At 38.1% G+C, this 24,767-nt stretch carries 25 protein-coding genes; 8 read left to right on the forward strand and 17 right to left on the reverse strand.

The window, feature by feature from the left end; all coding sequences use genetic code 11:
• Positions 1-34 precede the first annotated feature (34 nt).
• From A3GQ_RS0115220 to A3GQ_RS0115260, 8 genes are all read right to left on the reverse strand, one after another.
• Positions 35-1,462: an RtcB family protein gene (locus tag A3GQ_RS0115220; RefSeq protein WP_156877752.1), complete on the reverse strand. Its 1,428-nt coding sequence runs from the start codon at positions 1,460-1,462 to the stop codon at positions 35-37.
• 575 nt (positions 1,463-2,037) lie between these two features.
• On the reverse strand, positions 2,038-2,331 hold the full coding sequence (locus A3GQ_RS0115230; RefSeq protein ID WP_156877753.1) for a hypothetical protein: 294 nt from the start codon (positions 2,329-2,331) through the stop codon (positions 2,038-2,040).
• A 17-nt stretch (positions 2,332-2,348) separates the two neighbouring features.
• Positions 2,349-2,564: a helix-turn-helix transcriptional regulator gene (locus A3GQ_RS0115235; RefSeq protein ID WP_028777789.1), complete on the reverse strand. Its 216-nt coding sequence runs from the start codon at positions 2,562-2,564 to the stop codon at positions 2,349-2,351.
• Positions 2,565-2,705: 141 nt separating this feature from the next.
• Positions 2,706-3,956: a sensor histidine kinase gene (locus A3GQ_RS0115240; protein ID WP_028777790.1), complete on the reverse strand. Its 1,251-nt coding sequence runs from the start codon at positions 3,954-3,956 to the stop codon at positions 2,706-2,708.
• Positions 3,946-4,629 (reverse strand): response regulator transcription factor, encoded by a 684-nt coding sequence (locus A3GQ_RS0115245; protein ID WP_028777791.1) that lies wholly within the window; start codon positions 4,627-4,629, stop codon positions 3,946-3,948. The genes A3GQ_RS0115240 and A3GQ_RS0115245 overlap by 11 nt, the downstream gene beginning before the upstream one ends.
• 61 nt (positions 4,630-4,690) lie before the next feature.
• Positions 4,691-5,149, reverse strand: a complete 459-nt coding sequence (locus A3GQ_RS0115250) for a hypothetical protein (RefSeq protein WP_028777792.1) — start codon at positions 5,147-5,149, stop codon at positions 4,691-4,693.
• A 117-nt stretch (positions 5,150-5,266) separates the two neighbouring features.
• Positions 5,267-6,109: an aldo/keto reductase gene (locus A3GQ_RS0115255; RefSeq protein ID WP_028777793.1), complete on the reverse strand. Its 843-nt coding sequence runs from the start codon at positions 6,107-6,109 to the stop codon at positions 5,267-5,269.
• A 21-nt stretch (positions 6,110-6,130) separates the two neighbouring features.
• Complete coding sequence (locus A3GQ_RS0115260) at positions 6,131-7,309, reverse strand: MFS transporter (protein WP_028777794.1); 1,179 nt, start codon at positions 7,307-7,309, stop codon at positions 6,131-6,133.
• A gap of 201 nt (positions 7,310-7,510) precedes the next feature.
• Between A3GQ_RS0115260 and A3GQ_RS0115265 the strand changes: the two genes are divergently transcribed.
• Positions 7,511-7,873 carry a winged helix-turn-helix transcriptional regulator gene (locus A3GQ_RS0115265; protein WP_028777795.1) on the forward strand — a complete coding sequence of 121 codons (363 nt, stop codon included), beginning with the start codon at positions 7,511-7,513 and terminating at the stop codon, positions 7,871-7,873.
• Between the two features lie 37 nt (positions 7,874-7,910).
• On the opposite strand, the gene A3GQ_RS0115270 is transcribed toward A3GQ_RS0115265, so the two are convergent.
• A complete protein-coding gene (locus tag A3GQ_RS0115270) occupies positions 7,911-8,264 on the reverse strand; it encodes a winged helix-turn-helix transcriptional regulator (RefSeq protein WP_342665008.1) in 354 nt (117 codons plus the stop codon).
• Positions 8,265-8,404: 140 nt separating this feature from the next.
• Between A3GQ_RS0115270 and A3GQ_RS0115275 the strand changes: the two genes are divergently transcribed.
• Together A3GQ_RS0115275 and A3GQ_RS0115280 are read left to right on the forward strand one after the other, a co-directional pair.
• Complete coding sequence (locus A3GQ_RS0115275; RefSeq protein ID WP_028777797.1) at positions 8,405-9,292, forward strand: NmrA/HSCARG family protein; 888 nt, start codon at positions 8,405-8,407, stop codon at positions 9,290-9,292.
• Between the two features lie 29 nt (positions 9,293-9,321).
• Positions 9,322-10,416, forward strand: a complete 1,095-nt coding sequence (locus tag A3GQ_RS0115280; protein ID WP_028777798.1) for an NADH:flavin oxidoreductase — start codon at positions 9,322-9,324, stop codon at positions 10,414-10,416.
• Positions 10,417-10,848: 432 nt separating this feature from the next.
• On the opposite strand, the gene A3GQ_RS0115290 is transcribed toward A3GQ_RS0115280, so the two are convergent.
• Positions 10,849-11,745 (reverse strand): LysR family transcriptional regulator, encoded by an 897-nt coding sequence (locus tag A3GQ_RS0115290; protein ID WP_245596797.1) that lies wholly within the window; start codon positions 11,743-11,745, stop codon positions 10,849-10,851.
• Between the two features lie 289 nt (positions 11,746-12,034).
• On the opposite strand from A3GQ_RS0115290, the gene A3GQ_RS0115295 reads away from it, so the two are divergent.
• The 3 genes from A3GQ_RS0115295 (at position 12,035) to A3GQ_RS0115305 (ending at position 14,361) form a co-directional block, all read left to right on the forward strand.
• A complete protein-coding gene (locus A3GQ_RS0115295) occupies positions 12,035-12,682 on the forward strand; it encodes a DsbA family oxidoreductase (protein ID WP_028777800.1) in 648 nt (215 codons plus the stop codon).
• A gap of 46 nt (positions 12,683-12,728) precedes the next feature.
• Positions 12,729-13,856 carry an NADH:flavin oxidoreductase gene (locus A3GQ_RS0115300; RefSeq protein WP_028777801.1) on the forward strand — a complete coding sequence of 376 codons (1,128 nt, stop codon included), beginning with the start codon at positions 12,729-12,731 and terminating at the stop codon, positions 13,854-13,856.
• A 112-nt stretch (positions 13,857-13,968) separates the two neighbouring features.
• Complete coding sequence (locus A3GQ_RS0115305; protein ID WP_028777802.1) at positions 13,969-14,361, forward strand: RidA family protein; 393 nt, start codon at positions 13,969-13,971, stop codon at positions 14,359-14,361.
• Positions 14,362-14,798: 437 nt separating this feature from the next.
• Here the strand turns inward: A3GQ_RS0115305 and A3GQ_RS0115310 are convergent, their stop codons facing one another.
• From A3GQ_RS0115310 to A3GQ_RS0115335, 6 genes are all read right to left on the reverse strand, one after another.
• Positions 14,799-15,827, reverse strand: a complete 1,029-nt coding sequence (locus tag A3GQ_RS0115310; protein ID WP_028777803.1) for a cytochrome d ubiquinol oxidase subunit II — start codon at positions 15,825-15,827, stop codon at positions 14,799-14,801.
• Positions 15,817-17,175, reverse strand: a complete 1,359-nt coding sequence (locus A3GQ_RS0115315) for a cytochrome ubiquinol oxidase subunit I (protein ID WP_028777804.1) — start codon at positions 17,173-17,175, stop codon at positions 15,817-15,819. Before A3GQ_RS0115315 ends, A3GQ_RS0115310 begins: the two co-directional genes overlap by 11 nt.
• 86 nt (positions 17,176-17,261) lie before the next feature.
• Positions 17,262-18,239: an alpha-ketoacid dehydrogenase subunit beta gene (locus A3GQ_RS0115320; protein WP_028777805.1), complete on the reverse strand. Its 978-nt coding sequence runs from the start codon at positions 18,237-18,239 to the stop codon at positions 17,262-17,264.
• Positions 18,208-19,257 (reverse strand): thiamine pyrophosphate-dependent dehydrogenase E1 component subunit alpha, encoded by a 1,050-nt coding sequence (locus tag A3GQ_RS24555; protein ID WP_083964259.1) that lies wholly within the window; start codon positions 19,255-19,257, stop codon positions 18,208-18,210. The genes A3GQ_RS0115320 and A3GQ_RS24555 overlap by 32 nt, the downstream gene beginning before the upstream one ends.
• A gap of 183 nt (positions 19,258-19,440) precedes the next feature.
• Positions 19,441-19,701, reverse strand: coding sequence for an AbrB/MazE/SpoVT family DNA-binding domain-containing protein (locus tag A3GQ_RS0115330; RefSeq protein ID WP_028777806.1), 261 nt, complete (start codon positions 19,699-19,701; stop codon positions 19,441-19,443).
• Between the two features lie 182 nt (positions 19,702-19,883).
• Complete coding sequence (locus A3GQ_RS0115335) at positions 19,884-21,827, reverse strand: AMP-binding protein (protein WP_028777807.1); 1,944 nt, start codon at positions 21,825-21,827, stop codon at positions 19,884-19,886.
• A gap of 234 nt (positions 21,828-22,061) precedes the next feature.
• Here A3GQ_RS0115335 and A3GQ_RS0115340 point away from each other — a divergent pair, with 234 nt between their 5' ends.
• Together A3GQ_RS0115340 and A3GQ_RS0115345 are read left to right on the forward strand one after the other, a co-directional pair.
• On the forward strand, positions 22,062-22,787 hold the full coding sequence (locus tag A3GQ_RS0115340) for an alpha/beta hydrolase (RefSeq protein ID WP_028777808.1): 726 nt from the start codon (positions 22,062-22,064) through the stop codon (positions 22,785-22,787).
• Positions 22,788-23,196: 409 nt separating this feature from the next.
• On the forward strand, positions 23,197-23,703 hold the full coding sequence (locus tag A3GQ_RS0115345) for a DUF4309 domain-containing protein (protein ID WP_028777809.1): 507 nt from the start codon (positions 23,197-23,199) through the stop codon (positions 23,701-23,703).
• A gap of 558 nt (positions 23,704-24,261) precedes the next feature.
• Here the strand turns inward: A3GQ_RS0115345 and A3GQ_RS27180 are convergent.
• Positions 24,262-24,531: a hypothetical protein gene (locus A3GQ_RS27180; protein ID WP_156877754.1), complete on the reverse strand. Its 270-nt coding sequence runs from the start codon at positions 24,529-24,531 to the stop codon at positions 24,262-24,264.
• Positions 24,532-24,767: the final 236 nt, after the last annotated feature.

Consider the following 24,767-nt stretch of genomic DNA (forward strand, 5'->3'; position numbering starts at 1 on the left):
AAAAATCCCCATCATAGGATCAGGGGATTTTGTGTTAGACACCTTTAATAACTGCAAGTGGTTTGCACTCTGCGACAACAGAAGCCAATCCAGCACCTTCAATCGAATCGATGATTTGATCCACATCTTTGTAAGCTTGTGGACATTCATCGAGAATACTTTGCAAGGTACGTTGGTTGACTAGTACCTCTTCATCCGTACCTACTTTCATTGACTCAGCAAATTCATCAATCGTTATCAATTCTTTGGTAGCACGTCTGGAACGAACACGTCCCGCACCATGGCAGATAGAATAAAAGTTTTTCTCCCCGCCTTTTGCTCCAACCATGATATACGAAGACGTACCCATTGATCCTGGGATCAATGCAGGGTGCCCTGTCTCTTTATACGCCTCTGCATTAAGGAAATGACCTGCAGGTAATGCTCTTGTAGTCCCTTTGCGGTGGACCATCATTGGTTGATTGCGATGAAATTCTTTTAACGCATAGTTGTGCATCAAATCATACAATACAGGAGCTTCAAAATCGGAACCAAACACTTCTTTAAAACCTTCTCGCACACCATATGCCAACATATGACGATTCACAACGGCAAAGTTTAAAGCGGATTGCATGAGATTGATATATTGTTGCCCTTGATCAGAATCAATCGGAGCATAAACAAGATTAGGGTCTGGAGTACCTACTCCCCATCTGCTCATCGCTTCTTTAAAAGTCTTGGTGTACTTAGGGCCCATCATACCACCCCAAGCTCGAGAACCAGAGTGGATCATGATGACAACTTGCCCATCTTCCAATCCCCATTTTTCAGCGATTTCTCGATTTTCTTCCCGAATGTGGATTGCTTGTATTTCGATAAAATGATTGCCGCCACCGAGCGTTCCAACTTGCTGCCAAGCACGGCTCCACATTTTATCTGGGATTTGCTCCAAAAAATCAGTGTCAAAATCAAACTTAGCATGTTCTACATGCGTCAACGATTTACGTTGTTTTGGTGTATAGCGATCGGGGATATACTCTGGAGGCAAGCCATGTAAACCTTCTGATACGATCTTCTCTACCCGAATATTTTTATAATGAGATGCAGCCCGTTCATTGGCTGGCACAAATTTTTCAATCGACTTAATCAGCTCTCGCCGTAACTTCTTATCTTGTATATCTTCCTTTTTCAATGGAGTCAAATGAACACGCATTCCACAACCGATATCCGATCCCACAATGGATGGGGATACAAATCCATCTCGCATATTCCACACGGCTGTTGTTCCGATACATGTCCCGATTCCCACATGGGCATCTGGGGTGTAACTCATGTGTACATTTCGCGGAATTTGCAAATTGTTATCCGCCATATGATACACCTTATCTTCCATTGATGCGAAAACCTCATCATTGGCAAAGATATGAAGTTTTCCATGAGATAACTCTACTTCTCTGTGATTTTTGCCATGATTTTTCAACATTTTTATATAATCTCCTTTATAGGAAAAGAACTAACATTTGTTATTTTACTATTAATTAGACTATAAAGCCATATTTTTAAGCGTTTTTACAAATGAAAAAGCTAATTCTTCAAAGGAAAAGAATCAGCTTTTTAAATCAATATATTTACAAATACTATCAAATTATGTTTGTACATAAAGCTTATTTTTCTTATATTCTTGCGAGTGGGAAAATCCACGGTTTTAATCATGGGATGATAGCGAGCGTTAGACGAGGGAGGTTTTTTCCTCCCACAAGTCTGACAAATTTTTCAGAAAGCATCTTTGCAAACATATATTCCCCTATTAAACTATCTGTTAGTTGCTCTTTCAAAACTGGATAGGATATAGGGCCCAGCAAACCAATCGTTTTGCACGTAAAATGCTATGCGTACCAAAAAATGGCTAGACTGAAATGCGAAAACCAAGCAGTAAGTCTATTCTATGATGTAGCAACAAAACTTTTTTCAACCGTGGGGCTCACGGGGCTAGCTTGGTAATGAAGTAGTTAGTAGACTACCGTCCCAAGAATCCCATGGCTTCAGCCATGTGGAGTGTCAAATCTTCTTTCTAAGTAATATCCAATATCCCAAACCTACAAATATAGTGAGAGAAAACAGTGTAGTAATACAAACTCTTAGCAAGGTATAATCAAATTCCTTCCATCCTGTGACAAAGATAATAAGAGCTAATCCTCCCAATAAAAAGGTAAATAATAATCGATACAGCCGATAACCCATCAACTGTGCTCTTTCATCTTTTCCTTCTTTCATTACCAAGATCACAAAAACGATCATAGCAAAGAAAGCAAATGCAGATAAACCATTTGTAATCGTGATTAATGTTTCCATTTTCTTCTCTTCCCTTCTCATTTTTTATATTGAAATACTTCATTTATGTCTACTCCAAAGGCATTAGCTATCTCAAAACCAAGTGTCAATGAAGGAGTATACTTACCTTTTTCTATCGAAATAATCGTTTGTCTTGTGACACCTGCCTTTTCAGCTAGAGCCTGTTGTGTCATTTTGTATTCTGCTCTTAAAACAGATATCCGATTTGTTAACTCCCCACTTTGCTCTCCCAATTTTTATCTACCTCCTATTTAAAGGTATAGTTTACTTTACATATAGTAATATATTTTTTACATATTGTAAAGTTTATTTTACACAAAATAATAAACAGTATCTAATAGAATTGCTCTTTATACACCGAAAATTTGTCTTTATTATTTAAATGGCATAGAAACAATAATACAAGTACCATTGCGATAGGTTTGATCCAAAAAAATTCTTCCATGATGAGTATCTACAATCCATTTTGCAATCGACAATCCTAATCCTGTACCGCCATGAGATCTAGCTTTATCTCCTCTATAAAATCGATCAAAAATAGAAGGAGCATCGTCTTCATGAATCCCTATGCCTGTGTCTTTTATCACTATTTCTATTTTATTTTTATTTTTCTTACATGATAAAAAAATGCTCCCTTGTGGAACATTGTATTTTACTGCATTGTCTAATAAGATAACCAGCAATTGTCTGAATCTCTCCTCATCTCCTACCCATTGAAGATCGGATTCCATGTCAAAGGTAAAGGTTATCCCCTTGATCGAAGCAATAGGCTTAAACATTTCTAATACTTCCATTGCTACTTTATCCACAGTCAAGTTAACTTTTTGAATTTGAACTTGAGATGAATCTGTCCGTGCCAACGTCAACAAATCTGTAACTAATTTACTCATTCTTCTTGTTTCCTTCAAAACTCTAGAAATTTCTGGGCTTTTTTGTTGAATCGTACTGCTTGGGTACCGCAACAACAATTCTGTATTTAGTTGAATCGTGGCTAATGGAGTACGTAACTCATGTGAAGCATCAGCAATAAACTCCTGTTGTTTTTCCCAAGACTTTCGAATAGGTACAAGTGCTCTTCCAGCAAGAAAATAACCAGCTGTGATGGTGGCTATTACAGCTAATAAAATTCCTATACCGATCACTTGCAGCAATGTTTCTAAAAATACTTGTTCTGCATCCATATTTCGCACCAATTGAATAAGTTTTACCTCTCCTCCAATGGTTGGAAAGGCAGATGGAGAAAGATTTAAAACTCGGTAATAATGATTGTTAACTTGTATGGTATCGAACTTTTGTTGTTTGGATGGGATAAACTGTTTTATAAACATTCTCACATTGATGTCTACCATTTTGTTTTTCGAATCTTGATAAATAAGCTTATTTTCTTGATCCCAAACGAATAAATATATCCGTAAATCAATGGTACCTCCCTTAGGATAAATACGGATACCAGGATGTTTTAATTTTGACTCTATTTGTTTGGTTTCATTTTCGAGTGAATGATCTATCTGACCAATGATTTTTTGTTGCACAAAAAAATATAAAAAAAGTCCACTAATCAGGAGTATCAAAAAAATCACTCCTGCGTTTAACGCAGTTAGCTTCCATTTTGTTTTATGTATCATGTGTATCTTTTTCCTTTAACATAAAACCTACACCACGAATATTTTGGATCATGCTATGATAACTACCTAGTTTTTTACGAAGATAATGCATGTATACATCAATTACGGTAGATTCCATATCAAAATAATCGCCCCAAACACGATCAAAAATCTGCTCTCTCGTTAGGATTTGTTCGCTATTTAACACGAGAAATTCAAGTACTTGATATTCTTTTTTTGTTAGTTTTAACTGCTGTCCACCAGCGAATCCTTTCAAATTTTTCGGTTGAAGTAAAATTGGCCCATAAATTACTTCACCATCTAAATTTACATTACCCCCTCGACGTAATAATGCCCTAACTCGTGCTAATAGTTCCGGCACAGCAAACGGTTTTACTAGATAATCATCTGCTCCTGCATCTAATCCTTCTACTCTATCCGATATACCATCTTTAGCAGTTAAGAAAATGATGGGATAACTGACTTGCTTAAGCCGAAGATTTTGTACAATGGTTACTCCACTCAAACTAGGTAACATAATATCCAAAATAGCTAGATCATATATATTTTGCTCTGCCAAATAAAGACCTTCAGCTCCATCTTTTGAAGCATCTACATGATATCCTTCATCTTTAAAAACACTAACCATTGCTTGAAGAAGCGAAACATCATCTTCTACTATTAAAATCTTCATCGACTCATCACTCCTAAAAAAGGAAGGAACTACTTCGTCCCCTTCCTTTTCTTCACATTCTTTATTTTGTTTGAAGTTGACTTTTTGAAATGATGTGCACGCCATCACCTTGTTTGCTTTTTGTTATGAGTTGATCTTTATGAATCGTACGAACATGTTCAAATTTTGCTTTTACTGATTTTTCGATTTCCTCAGATGATTGCTTATCATTTGTCAAAAATTTGGTTAATTCCTTTTCTGTTACCCCATTTTCTTTTGCTATCTCTACAATTGTCTTTCCGGCTGATAGCTGTTTTTGTAATTCATCACTAGTAAGATGTAGCAATTGTAACAGACCTTTTTGACTGATTTGTATAGAAGAAGACTTTTTTATAACTGGTTTTTTCGAAATCGTTTTATTGATGACTGGTTTTGTTTTAGGAACATCTGGCAGTAAGTCCGCAGATGCATATACACTTCCTGTCCCAATTCCTATTACTGCCAAACAAAGTGCCAAACTCATCTTTGTTTTACGTAACATGTTCTCATCCTTCTCTCTGCTTTGTTTTCTTGTTACATCCAAAAGTATAGAAAGAAAGATTTAAATTTCACTTAAAAAAAGACTCCTTCTTTTGAAGGAATCTCAAAAAATATCTCCTTAAAAATCAAAGTTATCAGGATCTGGGCCAACACGTGTATCTTGATTTAAAGCACTAATCCGTTTCATTTCAACTTCTGTTAACTCAAAATCAAATACAGAAGCATTTTCGATAATCCGCTGTTCTTTCGTCGATTTTGGAATCGTAACAATTTCATTTTGTAAATCCCAGCGAATGATGACTTGAGCAGTAGACTTGTTGTATTTCTTTCCGATTTCTTGCAGCACTTCGTTATTTAACAATTGTCCTTGCATGAGTGGGGACCATGCTTCTACTTGAATGTCATGCTCTCTACAATAATTACGTAGTTCCAACTGTGTAAGTCGTGGATGGAACTCGATCTGATTGATAACTGGCTTTACTTCGGCTTGTTCCATCAACGACTCGAGGTGATGAACTTGGAAATTGCTCACACCGATCGCCCGAATTTTTCTTTGATGATACAATGTCTCCATTGCTTTCCATGCAGCTTGGTATTTTCCTTCCACAGGCCAGTGAATCAAATAGAGATCGAGATAGTCCAAATCTAGTTTCTTTAAACTCGTTTCAAAAGCGGCTAAGGTTTCTTCGTATCCAAGATCAGCATTCCACACTTTCGAAGTGACAAATAAATCCTCACGGGTAATACCTGCTGCTTTTAACCCCTCTTTTATACCTTGTCCTACTCCTTCTTCATTTCCGTAAATGGCAGCAGTATCGATACTGCGATAACCATGAGCAATCGCAGTTTTTACTGCGTTTACTAGTTCTGGACCCTCTTCTACTTGAAATACGCCAAGTCCTAGCCATGGCATTTTCACACCATTATTTAAAGTAATTGTATCTTGTAGATTGTTAGGCATTTTATACGTCCCCTTATCATTTTAGACATCTTTTCTTTCTAATTTCCAGCTCCAAGCAGTCAATGCAATCGCAATGACTACCATGAGACCGCCCATCCATGGAGTATGAATCAAACCAATCTCATCTGTGATCCAACCTCCAAGGTATGAACCCAAAGCAATGCCTGCGTTAAAAGCGGCAATGTTTATAGCAGACGCTACATCTATCGCACTTGGGACAAAGCGTTCTGCTAGCATGACGACATACACTTGTAACCCTGGAACATTCATAAATGCAAACAGTCCCAAAAAGAACACCGTTACAAGCGATGCAACCGGAAAAGGAGCAGTGAAGTAAAACACAAATAATACAATAGCTTGCACCAAAAACATGAAAAATAACGCTTTGATCGGTTTTTTATTGGCCAATTTCCCACCAATCATATTTCCTATCGCAATGGCAACTCCATAAACAAGCAGTATAATCGCTACAGTAGTTGCCTTAAATCCAGATATTTCTTGAAGCAATGGAGATAAATAAGTAAAAACAACAAATGTACCCCCATATCCTAAAGCAGTAATGATAAAAATGAGTAACAAACGACCGTTTGTAATTAATTTCACTTGATCTTTCCAAGTAGTCGGCTTTCCTTTGCGCAAATCGGATGGAATTAGGAATATAGTTGCAATCAATGCAACAATCCCTACGATTACAATAGCTACAAAGGCACTTCTCCAACCAGCTTGCTGTCCGAGAAACGTTCCAAAAGGCACTCCTGTTACAGTAGCTACTGTTAATCCAGTGAACATCATGGATATAGCACTGGCGCGACGATCTTCGGTTACCAAATCAGCCGCAATAGTAGAACCAATGGACATAAATACACCATGTGCAAAAGCAGAAACCACGCGGGCAAATAACAAAATACCAATATTTGTTGCCCCAGCTGCAATGCTATTGCCAATAATAAACACAACCATAATCCATAAGAGCAATGTCTTACGAGACATTTTCGATGTCAACGATGTAAGTATAGGAGCTCCAATGGTTACTCCTAAAGCATATAAAGAAACGGTCAAACCTGCTGTAGTGACCGGAATATTTAGATCTGAAGCAATAAGTGGTAATAAACCAACACTGATAAATTCCGTGGTTCCAATAGCAAAAGCACTTATTGCCAATGCAAGCAGAGCCAACGTACTTCTTCTCTTTTGAACCATCTTTCTTCCCTCCTGTTCTCTCTCCGTTGGATGGTCTGATTTTGATACAAAAACCATACAACCGATGCAATTTCTAAGTGGATCAACAAGATGTTATTATGAGGGATAGAGGATATATAGGGAAGTACACACTTTTAAGTGATATAGGCACTAAAAAGTAATGTAAGTACTTTTAGGTGATAGAGAAGGAGAGAGAACCACATGCTAAAAAAGAAATACAATGTCTCGGTTGAAGCTACGTTGGAAGTGATTGGGGGAAAATGGAAATGCGTTATTCTTTGTCACCTCATGCGAGGAAAAAAACGTACAAGTGAACTAAAAAAACTAATGCCTGCCATCACTCAAAAAATGTTAACTCAACAACTTCGAGAATTAGAAGAAGATGGTGTCATTAATCGGATCATCTATCAACAAATTCCACCAAAAGTAGAATATGAACTTAGTGACTATGGAAAGAGCTTGGAAGGCATTTTGAATTCCTTATGTAATTGGGGAGAACAACATATCATTCGCGTATATGGAGATAAAGAAGGGATGTTAGAAGAAAGCATTTTGAATGAATAACAAAAAGAGTGAGAATCCAATCTCACTCTTTTTGCTGTCATCCCATCGCTTCTTCCTCATCATCAGGAACAACAGCGCCCCATTTTTCACCCCAAAGTCTCATTTGACTCAAGATAGCACCATATTCTTTTCCTTTTCGAGTAAGTGAATACTCCACACTAACTGGCACAGTAGGGTAAACTTTCCGATGAACAACATCCATTTTTTCTAACTGACGAAGTGTATCCGTTAACGATTTAATACTAATATCACCTAAATTTCTTCGTAATTGGTTAAAACGCTGTGATTCATGACACAATTGTGCAATGACATAGTACGACCATTTTCCACTGATAACATCTAATGCAGCATTTATAGGTATGGTACAAACTTGCATTTCATTTATATTCACACTCTCCACCTACTTACCATTTGTCAGTAACTCTATAAAAAGAGAATATACCAAAAAAAAGTGCGTTCTTACTAAAGTATATCATCTGTCTTATCATCAAAGTAACGGATATCCAGATATCAATGAAATGAGGGGAACAGATGGATAAATCAAATAAAATTATTTTGGTTTTAGGAGCAACAGGTCAACAAGGAGGTGCAGTTTTAAATCATCTAGTTGATAAGGATTGGAAAGTACGAGCACTCACTCGTGACCCAAACAGTGAGCAATCCAAAAAACTTATATCCAAAAATATCGGCGTGGTAAAGGGTGATTTGAATGATCCATCTTCACTTGATATTGCAATGAAAGATGTGTATGGTGTGTTCAGTGTACAACCTTTCGAAGCCGTTGACATGTGGAAAGAAGTTCAATTGGGCAAAAATGTTGCAGATGCAGCCAAAAGAGCAAATGTAAAACATTTTGTTTATACTTCTTTTGAAGGGGCAGATGAACAAGCGCAGTTTCGTGATTTAGCAAAATGGGAGATCGAAAAATATATTCACCGAATTGGTTTACCTGCAACCATTTTTCGACTTCCCTTCTTTATGGAAAACTTCCTTACTTTTACTTACTATGGATTACAAAATGGCATCTACGCTGATGCAACACAACCAGATATCCCTACCAGTCTCATAGCAGTTGATGATATCGGAGTATTTGTCTCGCTTGCGTTTAGTGATCCAAAAAAATATATGGAGACAACATTATCTCTTGCAAGTGATGCTGTAACACCACCCAATATCGCAGCAGCTATTTCGCGAATTTCTGGTAAAACCATTACCTATAAGCAAATTCCACTTGAGGAGATTCGCCAGCAAAATGAAGATATAGCCAAAATATATGAATGGATTAACAAAGGAGGCAATCGTGTCGATTTGCCTTACCTACGAACACTCCATCCCAAACTGAAGACATTTGACAAATGGCTATCTGAAAAAGGTAAATCGAAGTTCGAGGGATTTTTTCAAACTCATCAAGAAAAATAAGTGAAATAAATACATTGGAGGTATTTAGCATGAATGACGAGGTAAAGCTACTGTTTCAACCTTTACAAACAAAAAAATTAGATCTTTCGAATCGGATCGTCATGGCACCTATGACCCGAGCTTTTTCTCCCCGAGGAATTCCAACAAAAGAGGTTGCTGCTTATTACAAACGAAGAGCGGAAAATGAAGTAGGTCTAATCATAACCGAAGGTACTGCAATCAACCATCCAGCTGCATCAAGTGATCCAGGTGTTCCTTTTTTCTACGGAGAAGAGGCGCTTCAAGGATGGTCCAAAGTGGCCAAAGCGGTTCATGAAGTTGGTGGGAAAATCATCCCTCAGCTTTGGCATGTCGGTATTCAGCGTCCCGTCGGCAGCATGCCTTTTCCACATGCAAATCCAATCAGCCCATCAGGCATTACATCTACAGGCGAAAAAGTTGCTGGACCGATGACACCAGAAGAGATCGAAACGATTATTGGAGCATACGCTCAGGCCGCAGTGGATGCAAAACGTATTGGCTTTGATGGAATAGAATTACATGGTGCACATGGATATTTAATCGATCAATTTTTTTGGGATGCGACGAATAAACGAATGGATAAATATGGAGGAAATTTGGCTGAAAGAACTCGCTTTGCTGTAGAAGTTATCACTGCTTGCCGAAAAGCAGTAGGTCCTGATTTCCCCATTGTATTTCGTTTTTCCCAATGGAAAATCGGAGCATATAACGAAAAACTAGCAAAAACCCCAGCAGAATTGGAACAATTCCTCACTCCCTTGTCAGAGGCTGGTGTAGATATTTTCCATGCCTCCACACGACGGTTCTGGGAACCTGAATTTGCCGATTCCGAACTAAACTTAGCCGGCTGGACCAAAAAATGGACTGGAAAACCGACCATTACTGTTGGTTCTATTGGCTTGGATGATGTATTTGCACCAGGAGTTCAGGCGAAGAATGCTCCACTCACTGCTCTCTTTGAGAAATTGGAAAGACAAGAATTTGATCTTGTGGCCATCGGCAGAGCACTATTGGTTGATCCTACTTGGGCAAGCAAACTACACACTGGAAAGACAAATGAGATGATTCCCTATACCCCTGAGGCGTTAAAAACGTTGTTCTAAAAAAATGACCTCCATACATTTGTAGCTATATACTTTCAAAAATAATCTATGTCTGGACAGCAAGAAACACTGTCCGGACTGAACTCATTTACTCCCTCGCGTCCTCAAGATCATCCACGGCTCGGTTATATGCTGGCACAGCCGGAGGATGCCCCTCATCTTGGGGTTCATAGATCACTCCTAGGCCGAAAGCCGCATTTTCCATCGCATAGTAACCTTGTGTCACTGCTTCTTATTTGTCCTCTTCGAATTCATCAGGAGTGTGGTATAGCTCCTTAATCTTCTCGACACCAGCAGCGATAATCTTTTCAGACGTTATAGAGACTTAACTCTACACAAATAAACAATCAAATGGCAGATTTTTCTTTACTTTTTATGTTTTTTACAAATGTTAGCTTAAGTAAACAATGAAAACAAAAAGCAATACATATCTCATCCTTTCTGTACCTCTTTCATACATTCAGAAAATGCTGTTAATGCTCTATTGGAAAACTTCTCAGAACGGCGAACAAATCTGGTAGTTGCATAGCGGTACTCCTCAGGAATAGAGAGTAGGCATAGATTATCATCACCTTTCCTCTCTACGGAATCTGGTAGTAATGCATATCCAAGCCCTGCTCTCACACAATTTAACATTGTTTCTGTTGTACTAACTTCAATCATATTTGCCTTTTCACCATTATTTTTGTCTATCCATTTTTCAATAGAAGCCCGAAACGGACAGCCTTTTGGAAATACAATCCAAGTAGCATTAGGAGCCTCTTTCAATTTTGATAATTGATGTGTTTGGTTTGATGATACCAGTACTACTGTATCCTCTATTGTCATTTCTACTTCCAATTTCGATATATCAAAATCTCCAGTGAAAAATGCACCATCCAACTTTCGATCTAGGAGTCGTTGATGGTTTTGCATAGAAGTTCCTGTTACCAAAGATATTGAAACTTCTGGGTATTGAGATTGAAAATGAGATAAAGATCGAATAAACATATTGGATGCTGCTACAGTCTCTACGATCCCAACAATAAGTTCTCCACTTGGATAATCTGGCTCTTTTACTTCTTTCACAGCTTCTTGCGTCAATCGAAGAATTTCGGAAGCATATTCACTTAATAAACGTCCTTTATCTGTTGGAGTTACCCCCTTTGGATGCCTATTAAATAATGGAACCCCTAGTTCCGATTCAAGTTTTTGGACACGGGCAGTAATATTTGATTGTACATAATCCAATTTACTCGCTGCCCTTGAGATACTACCTTCTTCTACAATGGTCTTGATTACTTTTAGATCCATTAATTCCAAGGAAATCCCTACTTTTTTAGATATCATTTAAATTGATACACCTATCATTATCAATCATTTTACAGTATGACATAGTTAGAATACAATCCTTTTAGAAGCATTACCCGTTCATTTCATTGGTTTTTATACAATATTAAGAGGGAACTTATATGATTTAATACGTAATCTATAAGCTCATTTTCAATCGGAGAATGCATAAGAGAGTAGAAGAATCCTCAGAACAATCCATGTGTAATGTCAGAAACACCCATTAAAATGATTCTTAGTTCTATGAAGGGGAGTCGCAACACATAAATCATACGGAAGGGATACCGATATGTCTGTAAAAATAAAGATTTATTCCGATTATGTTTGCCCTTTTTGTATGTTGGCAGAAAAGCCCCTCCAGGAGGCAATAGAAGATAAAGATGTAGAAGTGGAATGGATGCCTTATGAGTTACGTCCTTTTCCTAATGAAACGTTAAAGCCTGAAGGTGATTATTTACAAGAAATTTGGAAAAAATCCGTTTATCCAATGGCTGAAAGCATGGAGATTCCTATTGTTTTGCCAAAAGTATCTCCTCAACCACATACGCATTTATCCTTTGAGGGATATCAGTATGCAAAGGAGAAAGGCAAATCCAATGAATACAATGTCCGTATGTTTCGAGCTTTCTTCCAAGAAGAACAAAATATTGGTGACATGGATGTGTTAACCAAATTAGCAGGTGAAATTGGATTGGATGAAAGAGAGTACAAAGAGGCTTTAGAAACTAGAAAATACAAAGAAACACATCGAAAAGCACTAGAACATGCGTATCAAAGCAATATTAATTCAGTTCCTACTTTCGTTATCGGTGACACCACGATTGCTGGTGTTCGATCAAAAGAAACGCTTGAACGAATAATCAATGAAGAATTAGACAAACAGAAAACAAATGTTATCCCAGAAGGTTTGTCCTGTGGGATCGACGGCTGCAAATAAAAATATTACTAACAAATGGAAAACCTAGAAAAGGTGAATGGTTATTATGAGTAACATAAATCTATTTGAAACAGTAAAGCTAGGCAGTATTACTTTAGAAAATCGGACAGGTGTTGCTCCGATGACACGCACAAGCGCAACGCCAGAAGGTTTAGCAACGGATGAAATGTTATCCTACTACACAAAGTTTGCTCATGGTGGGTTTGGGCTCATTATTACGGAAGGTGTTTATAGTGATGATAAATATAGTCAGGGCTATTTGAATCAACCAGGGATAATCAATCATGAGCAAATCCAAGCATGGAAAAAAATTACGGATTCTTTGCATCAAGCGGGCAGTAAAATCTTCATTCAATTAATGCATGCAGGTGCTATTTCACAAGGCAATCGTTTTGTAAATGAGACAATTGGGCCATCAGTAGTACAACCGAAGGGAAACCAAATGAAATTTTATGGAGGTGATGGTCCTTTTCCTATACCGAAAGAGTTGTCGAAAGAAGATATAGCTGAAGTCACAAGAGGTTTTGCAAAAGCTGCCAAACGTGCGAAAGAAGCGGGGTTTGATGGTATTGAAATTCATGGAGCTAATGGTTACATCCTTGATCAATTTTTAACAGATTATACCAATCAGAGAAAGGATGAGTATGGAGGTTCTACGGAAAATAGAGTCCGTTTATTGGTTGAAGTATCTAAAGCGGTTCGCGAAGCAGTAGGTCAAGAATTTACAGTAGGAATTCGAATTTCACAAGGTAAAGTAAATGACTACTTCCATAAGTGGGCTGGTAGAGAAAAGGATGCAGAAATTATTTTTGGCAACCTAGGACAAGCAGGGCTAGATTATATTCATGTAACAGAATTTGAAGCATGGCAACCTGCCTTTTCTATAGGAGAGGGAACAAATGCACCAAACTCATCCATGGAGGATGGACCTACTTTGGCTGCATTAGCAAAAAAATATAGTCGATTACCTGTTATTTCGAACGGTAGTCTTCATGATCCAGAAAAGGCAAAAAGCATGATTGAAAAAGGGGAAGCAGATGTTATTACACTCGGTCGTGGAGCTCTTGCGAATAGTGATTGGGTGAATAAAGTGAAAAATGGTGAACCATTGGCAGAGTTTGATCCCGAACAAACATTTACCCCAGATGCCAAAATAAAAGTCTTTGAATTATGATATTTCCTATCATTCCAAAATAATAGAGAGAAGCACTTCAGAATTTTATATAGCCATTCTGCTGTAACACTAAAAAATAAACAAGATTTGATAATAGAAAGGATGACATGTAATGTCACTCAAACAAGTACACACTCAACCAGATCCTTACGCTCCATTTCTTATTTCACAGGCAATTAAAACCAACGGTTTTGTCTTCGTATCGGGCCAAGCCGCCATTGGGGATGACGGAAACCTCGTAGGAATTGGTGATTTTGACAAACAGGCAGATCAGGCTTTCCGAAATTTAGAGAGGGTACTTAAGTCTGCCGGTTCGGGTCTTGATCGTATTGCCAAAGTGACAATCTACCTCACATCGATGTCTAACTTTGAAAAAATCGTCGAGCTTCGACGCAAGTGGTGGTCACAACCTTATCCTGCAGATACCATTGTTGAGGTCTCCTCCCTTTATTCACCTGATGCAATGATCGAAATCGACGCCATTGCACTAACTGAGGAAAATTAAAAAATATACATCCATCATGTAAGCAACTGACCCAAAAAAATGATATTGGGTCAGTTATTATATATAAAACCCTTCGTTTATTTATCTAATCCTCGTCGCAATTCCCTAGAAATCCTCACTATTCTTTAGCTATGTAAAATTTGCAATTAGCACAACAAAAAAACTTAGGATTCCCTAAGTTTTTTATCTATAAGAAAAATATTGTTTTTAGGTGACATATCTATTAGTTAATTTAACTAACAAATATGTCTGAGAATCTCAGGGGTACGGCACGACGGTGTCCTCTCAGTTGTTAGCTTTCATCAGGAGGTCTTAACCAGACGCTACGACATGAGCCTCTCCTCGACTTGTGAGCCGACGTTGTACTTTTATATTATGATTTGATGGCGAATCTGTCAATAGAAAATTATAAGTTTTCGAATGATTCCATCATACTTCTAATCCTCTTGCCGCAAATACCTGCGATCTTTTAAAAATAACCTCCAAAATACATAGAACCCTGGAACCAACACTGCTAGCCCAACCACATAAACCCAAAATAGCGCACGGAAAGTAACCTCACCTGTAAATCCCGTGGTAATGGTCATATAGGGATAAACGATATACGGCATGTGAGCCGAAGCATAAGCATAGCTTGCGATAACGTATTGAACTACAATCATAAGAACCGCTACACGTGGTTTTCCAATGCTATCGTTTTTAGCATCCGGCCACCAAAGAGAACTATAACCAACAAGATAAAATACGATGGAGAGTATAAACCATTCTCCTTGTTCCTTGAGATTATCAATAAGCCACTGTGATTCTGGTTCCAATACGAGTAGGGTCAAAATTGCAGAAACTAGCGTTGCAGGACCTACTATTTTTGCATTTCGCCGATAAATGCGATAGGTTCCCTCTTTTCCCGCTTCTCTCGCATAATCAGCTAGAAAAAGCGAGGAAAGAAATAGCTCCGATGTCAGCCCAAACAACATGTAGTAATAAGTAGAAATACTCGTCAACCATTTCATCGTAAGCAGTGTTTCTACACCGTTTCTCATCGCAATAAAAGGCCCTTGCGTAACTGGAAGCGCACTAATTAATAGAATAGGAATAAAAAAACCTGCAATGCCAGAAATGATACGCAATGTTTGCTGATAGCTCTGTACCGAATAAGCAAACACCATGAAAGCACTTCGCAGACTAATTAAAATCAACACGATACTTACAGGTACCAGCAGAACCGTACCTAAAGTAAATCCTGCTTTTGGGAAAAAACTGACAAAAGAAACAACTAATAAAACCAAAAAAGTGTTGGTTACTTCCCAAGTTGGAGACAAAAATCGATTGGCGATGACGCCTGCTTCCGTATGCCTTCGTAAATAAAACATCGACCAAAAGCTAGAACCAAAATCAATCGCCCCAAAGATCGCATATAGAAAGAGAAAAATTCCTACAATAAAACTAGCGATAACTTCAGGTAACATCTATATCACCTCGTTTCGCCAATTCTTGATGAAGTGGATTTCGTTTGAAATAAACTTGCATCACTACTACAACCAATACACTGAGTAAAATATAGAGCAAACCAAACAAGACAAATAAATTTCCTACATGAGCTGCTTTGGTGGCTGCTTCTGCTGTGCGTTGAAATCCATAAATCGTCCAAGGCTGTCGCCCACTACAACTGAAAATCCAACCAAACTCGATCCCTAGCATTGCTAAAGGACCCGAAAACACCAAAAACCACACCAACCATTTGGGAAACGCAAGTTGTCGTTTATGATGAAAAAACCACCAATAAACTAAGGAAAAAAACGAAAGAGCCAACAAAAACATTCCAATACCAACCATTACATTAAACAAAGAATGAACATAAAAAGGTGGCCATGTTTCTTCTGGAAACTCATATAAACCTTTTACTTCTGTACTCGGCCAATTTCCCGCCAAAATACTAAGCGCATAAGGAATTTCTATTCCATACTTTACTTCATGTGTTTTGGGGTCTGTATACCCACCAATCGATAAAGGAGCATATCTTTGCGTCTCAAATAGACCTTCGGCTGCTGCTAGTTTTTCTGGAGAATGTTCATGCAGACCTTGTGCTGAACCATGTCCGGAAAATCCTGTGATCGCACTCATTAAAAATCCAACAATTAAAGAGACAAGCAAACTTTTCCGATGGAATGATAGTTCTTTTCGGTCTGGTGTAGGTGTCTTCAAATACCGATATGCAGACACAGAGGCTATAGCAAATGCACCAGCCATAAAAGCACTGATAGAGACATGAAAGGCTGCCCAACCATAACTCGGATTAAAAAAAGCTGCCCATGTATTTACATTTTTGATTGTTCCATCCGCATACATATCAAAACCTGTTGGTGTGTTCATCCACGTATTGGCAGAAGTAATGAGCACAGCAGATGCTGTTGCCCCCAGACAGACAAAAAAGACCGACAAAACCCGCATTTTCCCTGACAAACGATCTGCCGCATACACATAGATGGACATAAACAAAGCTTCTAAGAAAAAGGCAAAAATCTCAATCTGAAAAGGAACGGAGATCACTTGACCGACAATTTTCATAAAGCCAGGCCATAACAAAGTGAGCTGTACAGCAACAATGGTTCCACTGGGTATCCCAACTCCCAATAAAATCGCAAATGTCTTTGTCCATCGTTTTGCCATCAGCTCGTAATCTTTGTCTTTCGTTCGCTGATAAATAATCTCACTTACTAAAATCATAAAAGAGATGCCTACTGCTAGTGTGGCAAAAATAATATGAAAGGCCAAAGACGTGCCAAAAAAAGCTCTTGTGAGTGTCGTTTGATCCATTTTCCGACCCTTTCAAAAACGTATTTGGCTTCATTCTTTCCTACTCGGCTCTCTTTTATGAGAAATATTGGTAAATATAATGATCACTATTGAAAATATACCAACTCCATTACCGCCTGCACTACTTTCTTTACACTAGGCAAATAAGCATGTTCCAAGGCAAATAATGGATATGGTACATCATATCCAGCCACTCGTTTAATTGGTGCTTCTAGTGAATCTATTACTTCTTCTGAGAGACGTGCGGCAATTTCCGCTCCTACTCCGCAAGTACGAGGTGCTTCATGTACGATAACTACTCGTCCTGTTTTCTTTGCAGAAGCAAATAGCGTTTCTTCATCAATCGGGGAAAGGGACTGTAAATCAATCACATCTGCTGTGATATCTTGCTCCATCAACAATCGACTTGCTTCTAATAAAAGCGGAATCATGGCACCCCATCCAATCAAGGTAACATCTTCCCCCTGACTGACCACCGTAGCTTTATCGATTGAAAGTGTATAATAATCAGAAGGTACTTCCTCTTTTTGTGTACGATACAAGCGAAGCGGTTCTAAAAATAATACCGGATCAGGACTTGCGACAGCACCCAACAACAAACCTTTTGCAGTATAAGGTGAGGAAGGAACAACGACACGAAGACCTGGAGTGTGTACAAAATAGGCTTCTGTAGAATCAGAGTGAAGTTCAGGAGCCCCAATTCCTCCTCCATAGGGAGCCCGAATTACCATAGAGGTAGAGAAAACACCTTGAGAACGCAAGCGCATTCGTGCCACATGAGAAACGATTTGCTCAAATGCCGGGGTGATAAAACTAAGAAATTGAATCTCTATTATGGGTTTAAAACCACCCATTGCCAGTCCTAACGCAGAACCAACTATCCCTGCTTCTGATAAAGGAGTATCGATCACGCGTTCACTGCCAAATTGCTCCCAAAGTCCTTCTGTAGCACGAAAAACACCCCCATTTTTGCCGATATCTTCTCCTAAAAGCAACACGTTTTTATCTATCTCTAAAGCAACACGCTGTGCATCAGCAATGGATTGAACCATGGTTAACATCATTGGCTGCCTCCTCTTGTTGCTTTTTCAACCAATCTGGGATCTGATGATAAACATGAGTAAATAAACTTGATGGGTTAGGATGAGATTTCTCCACTTCTCTCATTGTTCGATCCAATTCCTTTGCAACTTGCTGATCTTGTTTTTCTATTTGATCCTCATCCAACAATCCTTCCTTTAAACATAACTGTTCATAACGATACAAAGGATCACGGTTTAACCAAATACGAACCTCACCTTCTGGTCGATAGCGACTTGCATCGTCTGCGGTAGTATGCGCTCCTGTCCGATACGTAACTGCTTCAATCAAGGCAGGTTTCCGCTTACTTTTCGCTGTTTTGACCACATGATAAACGGCCAACACATCGTTCCCATCTACTTGATAAGCATTTATTCCATAGGCGGAAGCTTTTTCGACTACCGTTTTCGTAGCAGATTGCTCTGCAAACGGAACACTAATCGCATAACCATTGTTTTGGCAAAAGAAAAGAACAGGCAGATCAAAAATGCTAGCAAAATTTAAAGCCTCATGAAAATCTCCTTCTGAAGTAGCTCCATCCCCAAAATAAGCTATTGCTATACCTGTCTCTTTTTTCTTTTTTATGGACCACGCAGCACCAACCGCATGTGGTAGCTGTGTGGCAATCGGAACGGTTGGAGGTACATAGCGATATCCTATCGGAGGTTTACAACCTTCAATTCTTCCAGACCAATATTGAATGATGGAAGTAGTAGAAATTCCAAAAGTAAAAGCCACACCCTGTTCGCGATAACTCGGAAATACCCAATCTTTTTTATCTAAAGCGTAAGCGCTTCCTACCTGCGCTGCCTCTTGCCCTTCTACCGGAGCATAAGTACCAATTTTCCCTTGGCGTTGCCACAACACCATTCTCCGATCCAACATTCTTACAGAACGGAGAAAGAAAAGAAGATCTAACTTCTCATTTATGGAAAGCGTCCGCCAAAAAGAAGATCCTGCATCGGTCAAAGTCCCACATGGCAATAAATGGTTAATTAACATAATGCCACCCCGTCTATTTATTGTCTAATTAGTTTATTCAGGAATGAGTTAGGCGTTCGCCTTTTAGGGAAATTGGTTTATTTCCTGATTTTAAGAGTATAAAGAAGTTATTTAGAATTCTATATTTTGATTAAATTAAATTATATTTTTCGTTTGCAAACAAAAAATAGCCGGATAAACCGGCTATTCTGTTGGTGATGTTGCATATTTAGATGTTTCATTTACACAATCTTCGCAGATTATTTTTTCACGGAAATAAAAAAGTTGTTCAATGCTGCCACAGATCACACAGCTAGGATTGTAGCGTTTCAGTACAATATGAGTTTCATCAACAAATATCTCAACACCATCTTGTGGTTGGATATTTAATTTTTCTCTTAATTCTTTTGGTAATACTATTCTACCTAAATGATCAACTTTTCGTATGATGCCAATGCCGTTCATGATTCATCCCCTTTGCTTTATTTAATTATGCAAACATTGCCATCCGTTCTATCATACCAAATTTTGCGAAGTTAGAAATAAGGCAATCTGGGGACAAATCAAAAAAGCCATCGATTTTCTTCATCAATTGGCTTTTTTGATATGTTTAACGTCTATTTTTTATTATTTTCAAAAATAGAATTTCAAATGGATTTGAGAGACCGTTTTATTGCTTCTACTCCTTTTGAATTTTCCAATGAAGCATATTCTCCAAGTCCCTCACCTAAATAAACCGACTTCACAACACCTCGTAGTATCTTTCCATTTTTACTCTTAGGCAAATCAGAAACAACCAAAACCGCTTTTGGACGAAAAACTTTGCCCATTTTATCTGCTACAAAGTCAGCAAGTTCAATCTCTAACTTAACTGAATCTTGTATATCTGAAATATGATGCAAGATCACAAAACAAATAACGGATTCACCCTTCTCTGGATGAGGTACTCCTATCGCACATGCTTCCAACACAGCATGATGTCGAATTAAAATGGATTCCAGCTCAGCAGGACCTAATCTAGCGCCACCTATTTTAATCGTGTCATCTGACCGGCCATGCGTGAACCATTGCCCATCTTCTCGGCTTACCCAATCCCCATGTACCCAAATATCTTTCCATCTTCCCCAATAGCTCTGCAAGTACCTATCTTTGTTATTCCAAATCCCTCTCGTCATTCCTACCCAAGGTTGTCGGATAACCAACTCACCAATCGTCTGATCAATAGAGTTACCCGATGGATCAAATACATCTACTTCCATGCCTGGCAGTACACTATTAAATCCACAAGGCACTTGAGGCTTAATAAGAACATTCGCGAGAATCCCTCCAGAGATCTCTGTTCCTCCTGCGAAATTAAAGATAGGAACTTGTTTTTTTCCTACTTGTTCAAAAAGCCACAACCAAGAGTCTTCCGTCCATGGTTCGCCTGTAGAACCAAAAACACGTAAGGAACTAATATCATAAGTAGTAATCCAAGACTCTCCATGTTTCATCAAAGAACGAACAATAGTGGGAGAAACACCCAGATGACTAACACCATATTTCTCAACAATAGACCAAAGCCGATCTGGTGTAGGATAATCAGGAGTACCTTCATACAATAGCATGGTGCTGCCATTCATCAACGCGCCAAACACCATCCAAGGTCCCATCATCCAACCCATATCAGTAGACCAAAATAAGATGTCGCCTACTCCCACATTCATTGCGTAACCAGCATCAAATCCTGCCTTGATTGGAAAACCAGCATGTGTATGTACTGTTCCTTTTGGTTTACTTGTTGTACCAGAAGTATACAAAATCATAAATGGGTCATCTGCATGTGTCAAATGAGGAACCGCAGGTGGAAGCTGATCTACTGGTGTATCCCAAAAAATATCTTTGTCTTCGTTTTTCTCGATGTAACATCCAAGTTTCTTGACTACAATCACTTTTTCTATCGTAGTATTCTCAATTGCTTTATCTGCTTCTTCTTTCATATGTATTAATTTTCCCCGTCGCCAAAATCCATCAGCTGTAATCACTATTTTTGCACCGCTATCTTTGATGCGATACTGGAGCGCGACGGATTTATACCCTGAAAAACAAGGAACAGCGATCGCACCAATACGAGCAATAGCCAATAAAGAAATCACATTTTCTGCAATCATTGGTAAATAAATCATGACCCTATCCGATGGTTCGACGCCCAATTGGAGTAAAAGCTTAGCAAAACGATTTACTTCATACCATAAGTCTCGATATGTATATTTAATAGATTTTCCATCTTCGCCTTCCCAAATAAGAGCAAGTTGATTTCTCATTTGAGGATTTTCAACATATACATCTAAGCAATTTAAGGTAACATTTATTTCGCCTTCCACAAACCAACGCGGAAAAGCATTTCCTTCATCCAATTGAAGTACTTGCCTATAAGGTTTGTTCCATACCATATTCATATCTTCAACTACATCACCCCAAAATCGAGATACGTCTCTGGTCGAATATTGATAAAAATCATCCCAATTATCAAAGCCTAATTTTTTCATAAAAGCATACAGTCTACTAAGTTCTATCTGTTCTTGTGTAGGAATCCAAACAGATTGTTTCATCGCAATCATGACACCCCTTAAAATGACTAAAAAAAGTATTGCATTTCTTATTATTCCGTTAATGTAATACTGAATGATACAAATAAATATTCCTTTCTACTACTCTATCAAATACTATGAATTTTACCTAATGCACATTTCTATTGCTAAAATATATAGCATGACAAGGGGTAGATTTGGCATAATAGAGAAGATATTTCTACTATTAATGCTTATCCATTAAGGAGAAGAACCATGGAGCAAAAATACTTGAAACGAACGATAAAAAAAGAAAGTTTGCAGAGTACGAATCTCGGAACAGAAAAAAAAGCATTGGTCTATCTTCCACCAGAATTTGATACAAATCAGAAATATCCTGCTTTGTTTCTTCATGATGGTGATGATTACTTTTCCTTAGGTAGAATCGCGACACAAGCAAACCAACTCATCTATGAAGAAAAAATAAAACCTATTATTATGGTTGCCATTCCAGTAGAAAAGAAACTCCGTTCCAGTGAGTATTCTCCTATTGGAGATCGTAATGAAGCACATCTTTCCTTTATGACAGAAGAATTGCTGCCATTTGTACAAGAAAGATATCCTCTAAATGAAAAAGAATTGGTCGTGGGAGGTTCCTCTCTAGGTGGTACAGCCGCTCTACACATGGCACTCCAACATCCGGATATTTGGAGTCGTGTATTAGCACAATCTGGAGCATTTCTAGCCCAAACAACTTCTGCTCTTCAAACTCACCAATCGTTGAACTGGCTTTCTATCTACCAATCTATCGGTTTGCAAGAAACCAATGTTTCTACTCATGTGGGAGAGATCGACCTAGTGGAAATAAATCAAAAAGTACATGTCGAACTCCACTCCAAAGGCGCAAATGTCCACTACGTAGAACAAGATGGGGATCATACTTGGGGACTATGGCAAAAACAACTCCCTACTGCGCTTCAATTTTTCTTTCCTTACGAATAACAAAAAGGACTAGATTCTCTACTTGAGATATCTAGTCCTTTTTATCAACTACTTTGCGATGGGTTATGGATCAAATATGGTTTATGTAACCAAATTACTGAATTACCTCAGGCACTTACCTTTTTCTTTTTTCAGTTGTGCCTATCCCAACATGTTCTTCCATGAAGAAGCAATGGCTATTTTGAGATAAACCCAAAAGATATACGATTAATAAATAATAATCACTTATTAATCAAGTAAAATATTATAATTCTGTTTAATATATGGTAAACAGAAAATAATACCCTAAAAAAGAATAATTATGACAAGAAAAGGGGAAATTTTTAATCCTATTTTTACCCTTTTTCTATTTATTCACATCCTTAAAATAAAAAGTGTATCAAATATTTATTACTGGAGGTTATTGTTAATGAACAAAACCATAAAAACAATTGTCGCTACTACCTTTACTGTTGGAACATTACTAGCCGGTTTTTCGCAAATCGGTCTTGTTGATGCTTCCCCTATTGTTCCAACACAGCAATCAACTACACAACAACAAAATCATCAAAAACTAATTAAAGAAACAAAACAATTGGCTGTCGAAGGAAAAGTTATCAATAGTGAATCTTTTGGTCTTGATTCATCTCGTGATGCAATCGTGAAAAAATGGGGAAAACCTGATCCAGATTCCGATGCACAAACGCTTTTCTATACAAAAAGACAAATCGTTTTTGAATTACAAAAAAATAAAGTAAAAACGGTTGATAGTATGGATAAAAGATTCGAAAATATCACAGAAAAAGAAATTAAACAAGCATTAGGAAAACCAAATGATGTGAAACGTTATGAAGACGGAACCGAAATGTATTACAAAGCAGGCAAACATACTCTCTGTTTTGTGCTTGGTAGTGTAGTCGAAGTTGTTGTCTACTAATGAAAATGATGAGCGATTCTTTAATAGAATCGCTTTTTTAATTAACAGATAGTCAAAACCATTAATTGTATTTAAGTGAAATCGGTCATATCAGAATCATGTATTTCTGCATGATTTACTACTTTTTCTATTAATGATTGCATCTGTTCAATTAGATGTTGGACTATTTCACGCCAATAGCAAATGCTTGATAACATTTACATGAAAATATTTATTTCCTAATTCCTCCTCCATTGCTATGCTGCAAACAAGCAGAAAAATTGAGAAAATAGAACAACAAAAAGACTCTCAACGAAAATAAGTAAAGAGTCTTTTTGAAAGATAGGGGTGATATGACTATAAAAACTATCCGCATATCACGATCATACTTATTCAGTTAATTCCTTCATTTGACTTTCCCTAATTCCAAAGATTCCATTCCTTTGTCATTAGGGATTTAGTGAATTATTTATGTGAACGAATGTTATTATCGGTCCCAAACAGCTACTAGAGTAGGTGCTTGGGAGTACACCGCATGTGGGTATACCTCTCCCTACAGAGGTTAACCTCGCGAGATGCTCAGGCGGCATCGCCGAGCTTCAGGATCTTGGTGATGCCATCGATGACCATGCCGTCCTGAGTCCCCTCCAGAACCGTGCCGTCCTCGAGCACCGTGAGTTCGTTTTCAGAGCCACGGAAGACCATCCGGTCTTCGAGGATCACCTCGAGGTCATACACATACTTGTAGCGCGTGTCCACCTTGCCGTCGGTGGTCACATCGTAGTACAGCCTCTCGTAGACGCCAGGAGAGAACACAGGGGTGTATCGGACGCCGGGAGCAATACGCATGGCAACCTCCGCAGGTAGTTTGAATTACTTTGAGTTTATGTGATTTATTTTTTATCGTCAATAGTCTAGCTTATGAGGTCTGACAGATGCATGGCAAATTTTTATATTGAGCTGTTGATTATGGTTAAGAAATGATTTTTTTAGATGAAGACTCGTTTCAAGAGTATTTGGGATTTGATGTATAAGAGGTATTTATCGAAGATTCTACAATACAATCGAAACTTGAAAACCAGCAG

Source organism: Shimazuella kribbensis DSM 45090 (assembly GCF_000428065.1).
Lineage (GTDB): Bacteria > Bacillota > Bacilli > Thermoactinomycetales > Thermoactinomycetaceae > Shimazuella > Shimazuella kribbensis.

Coding starts and splice junctions, on each gene's coding strand:
- A3GQ_RS0115220 (WP_156877752.1), bottom strand. CDS start 1,462: ATGTTGAAAAATCATGGCAAAAATCACAGAGAAGTAGAGTTATCTCAT.
- A3GQ_RS0115230 (WP_156877753.1), bottom strand. CDS start 2,331: ATGGAAACATTAATCACGATTACAAATGGTTTATCTGCATTTGCTTTC.
- A3GQ_RS0115240 (WP_028777790.1), bottom strand. CDS start 3,956: ATGATACATAAAACAAAATGGAAGCTAACTGCGTTAAACGCAGGAGTG.
- A3GQ_RS0115245 (WP_028777791.1), bottom strand. CDS start 4,629: ATGAAGATTTTAATAGTAGAAGATGATGTTTCGCTTCTTCAAGCAATG.
- A3GQ_RS0115250 (WP_028777792.1), bottom strand. CDS start 5,149: ATGTTACGTAAAACAAAGATGAGTTTGGCACTTTGTTTGGCAGTAATA.
- A3GQ_RS0115255 (WP_028777793.1), bottom strand. CDS start 6,109: ATGCCTAACAATCTACAAGATACAATTACTTTAAATAATGGTGTGAAA.
- A3GQ_RS0115260 (WP_028777794.1), bottom strand. CDS start 7,309: ATGGTTCAAAAGAGAAGAAGTACGTTGGCTCTGCTTGCATTGGCAATA.
- A3GQ_RS0115265 (WP_028777795.1), top strand. CDS start 7,511: ATGCTAAAAAAGAAATACAATGTCTCGGTTGAAGCTACGTTGGAAGTG.
- A3GQ_RS0115275 (WP_028777797.1), top strand. CDS start 8,405: ATGGATAAATCAAATAAAATTATTTTGGTTTTAGGAGCAACAGGTCAA.
- A3GQ_RS0115280 (WP_028777798.1), top strand. CDS start 9,322: ATGAATGACGAGGTAAAGCTACTGTTTCAACCTTTACAAACAAAAAAA.
- A3GQ_RS0115290 (WP_245596797.1), bottom strand. CDS start 11,745: ATGATATCTAAAAAAGTAGGGATTTCCTTGGAATTAATGGATCTAAAA.
- A3GQ_RS0115295 (WP_028777800.1), top strand. CDS start 12,035: ATGTCTGTAAAAATAAAGATTTATTCCGATTATGTTTGCCCTTTTTGT.
- A3GQ_RS0115300 (WP_028777801.1), top strand. CDS start 12,729: ATGAGTAACATAAATCTATTTGAAACAGTAAAGCTAGGCAGTATTACT.
- A3GQ_RS0115305 (WP_028777802.1), top strand. CDS start 13,969: ATGTCACTCAAACAAGTACACACTCAACCAGATCCTTACGCTCCATTT.
- A3GQ_RS0115310 (WP_028777803.1), bottom strand. CDS start 15,827: ATGTTACCTGAAGTTATCGCTAGTTTTATTGTAGGAATTTTTCTCTTT.
- A3GQ_RS0115315 (WP_028777804.1), bottom strand. CDS start 17,175: ATGGATCAAACGACACTCACAAGAGCTTTTTTTGGCACGTCTTTGGCC.
- A3GQ_RS0115320 (WP_028777805.1), bottom strand. CDS start 18,239: ATGATGTTAACCATGGTTCAATCCATTGCTGATGCACAGCGTGTTGCT.
- A3GQ_RS24555 (WP_083964259.1), bottom strand. CDS start 19,257: ATGTTAATTAACCATTTATTGCCATGTGGGACTTTGACCGATGCAGGA.
- A3GQ_RS0115330 (WP_028777806.1), bottom strand. CDS start 19,701: ATGAACGGCATTGGCATCATACGAAAAGTTGATCATTTAGGTAGAATA.
- A3GQ_RS0115335 (WP_028777807.1), bottom strand. CDS start 21,827: ATGAAACAATCTGTTTGGATTCCTACACAAGAACAGATAGAACTTAGT.
- A3GQ_RS0115340 (WP_028777808.1), top strand. CDS start 22,062: ATGGAGCAAAAATACTTGAAACGAACGATAAAAAAAGAAAGTTTGCAG.
- A3GQ_RS0115345 (WP_028777809.1), top strand. CDS start 23,197: ATGAACAAAACCATAAAAACAATTGTCGCTACTACCTTTACTGTTGGA.
- A3GQ_RS27180 (WP_156877754.1), bottom strand. CDS start 24,531: ATGCGTATTGCTCCCGGCGTCCGATACACCCCTGTGTTCTCTCCTGGC.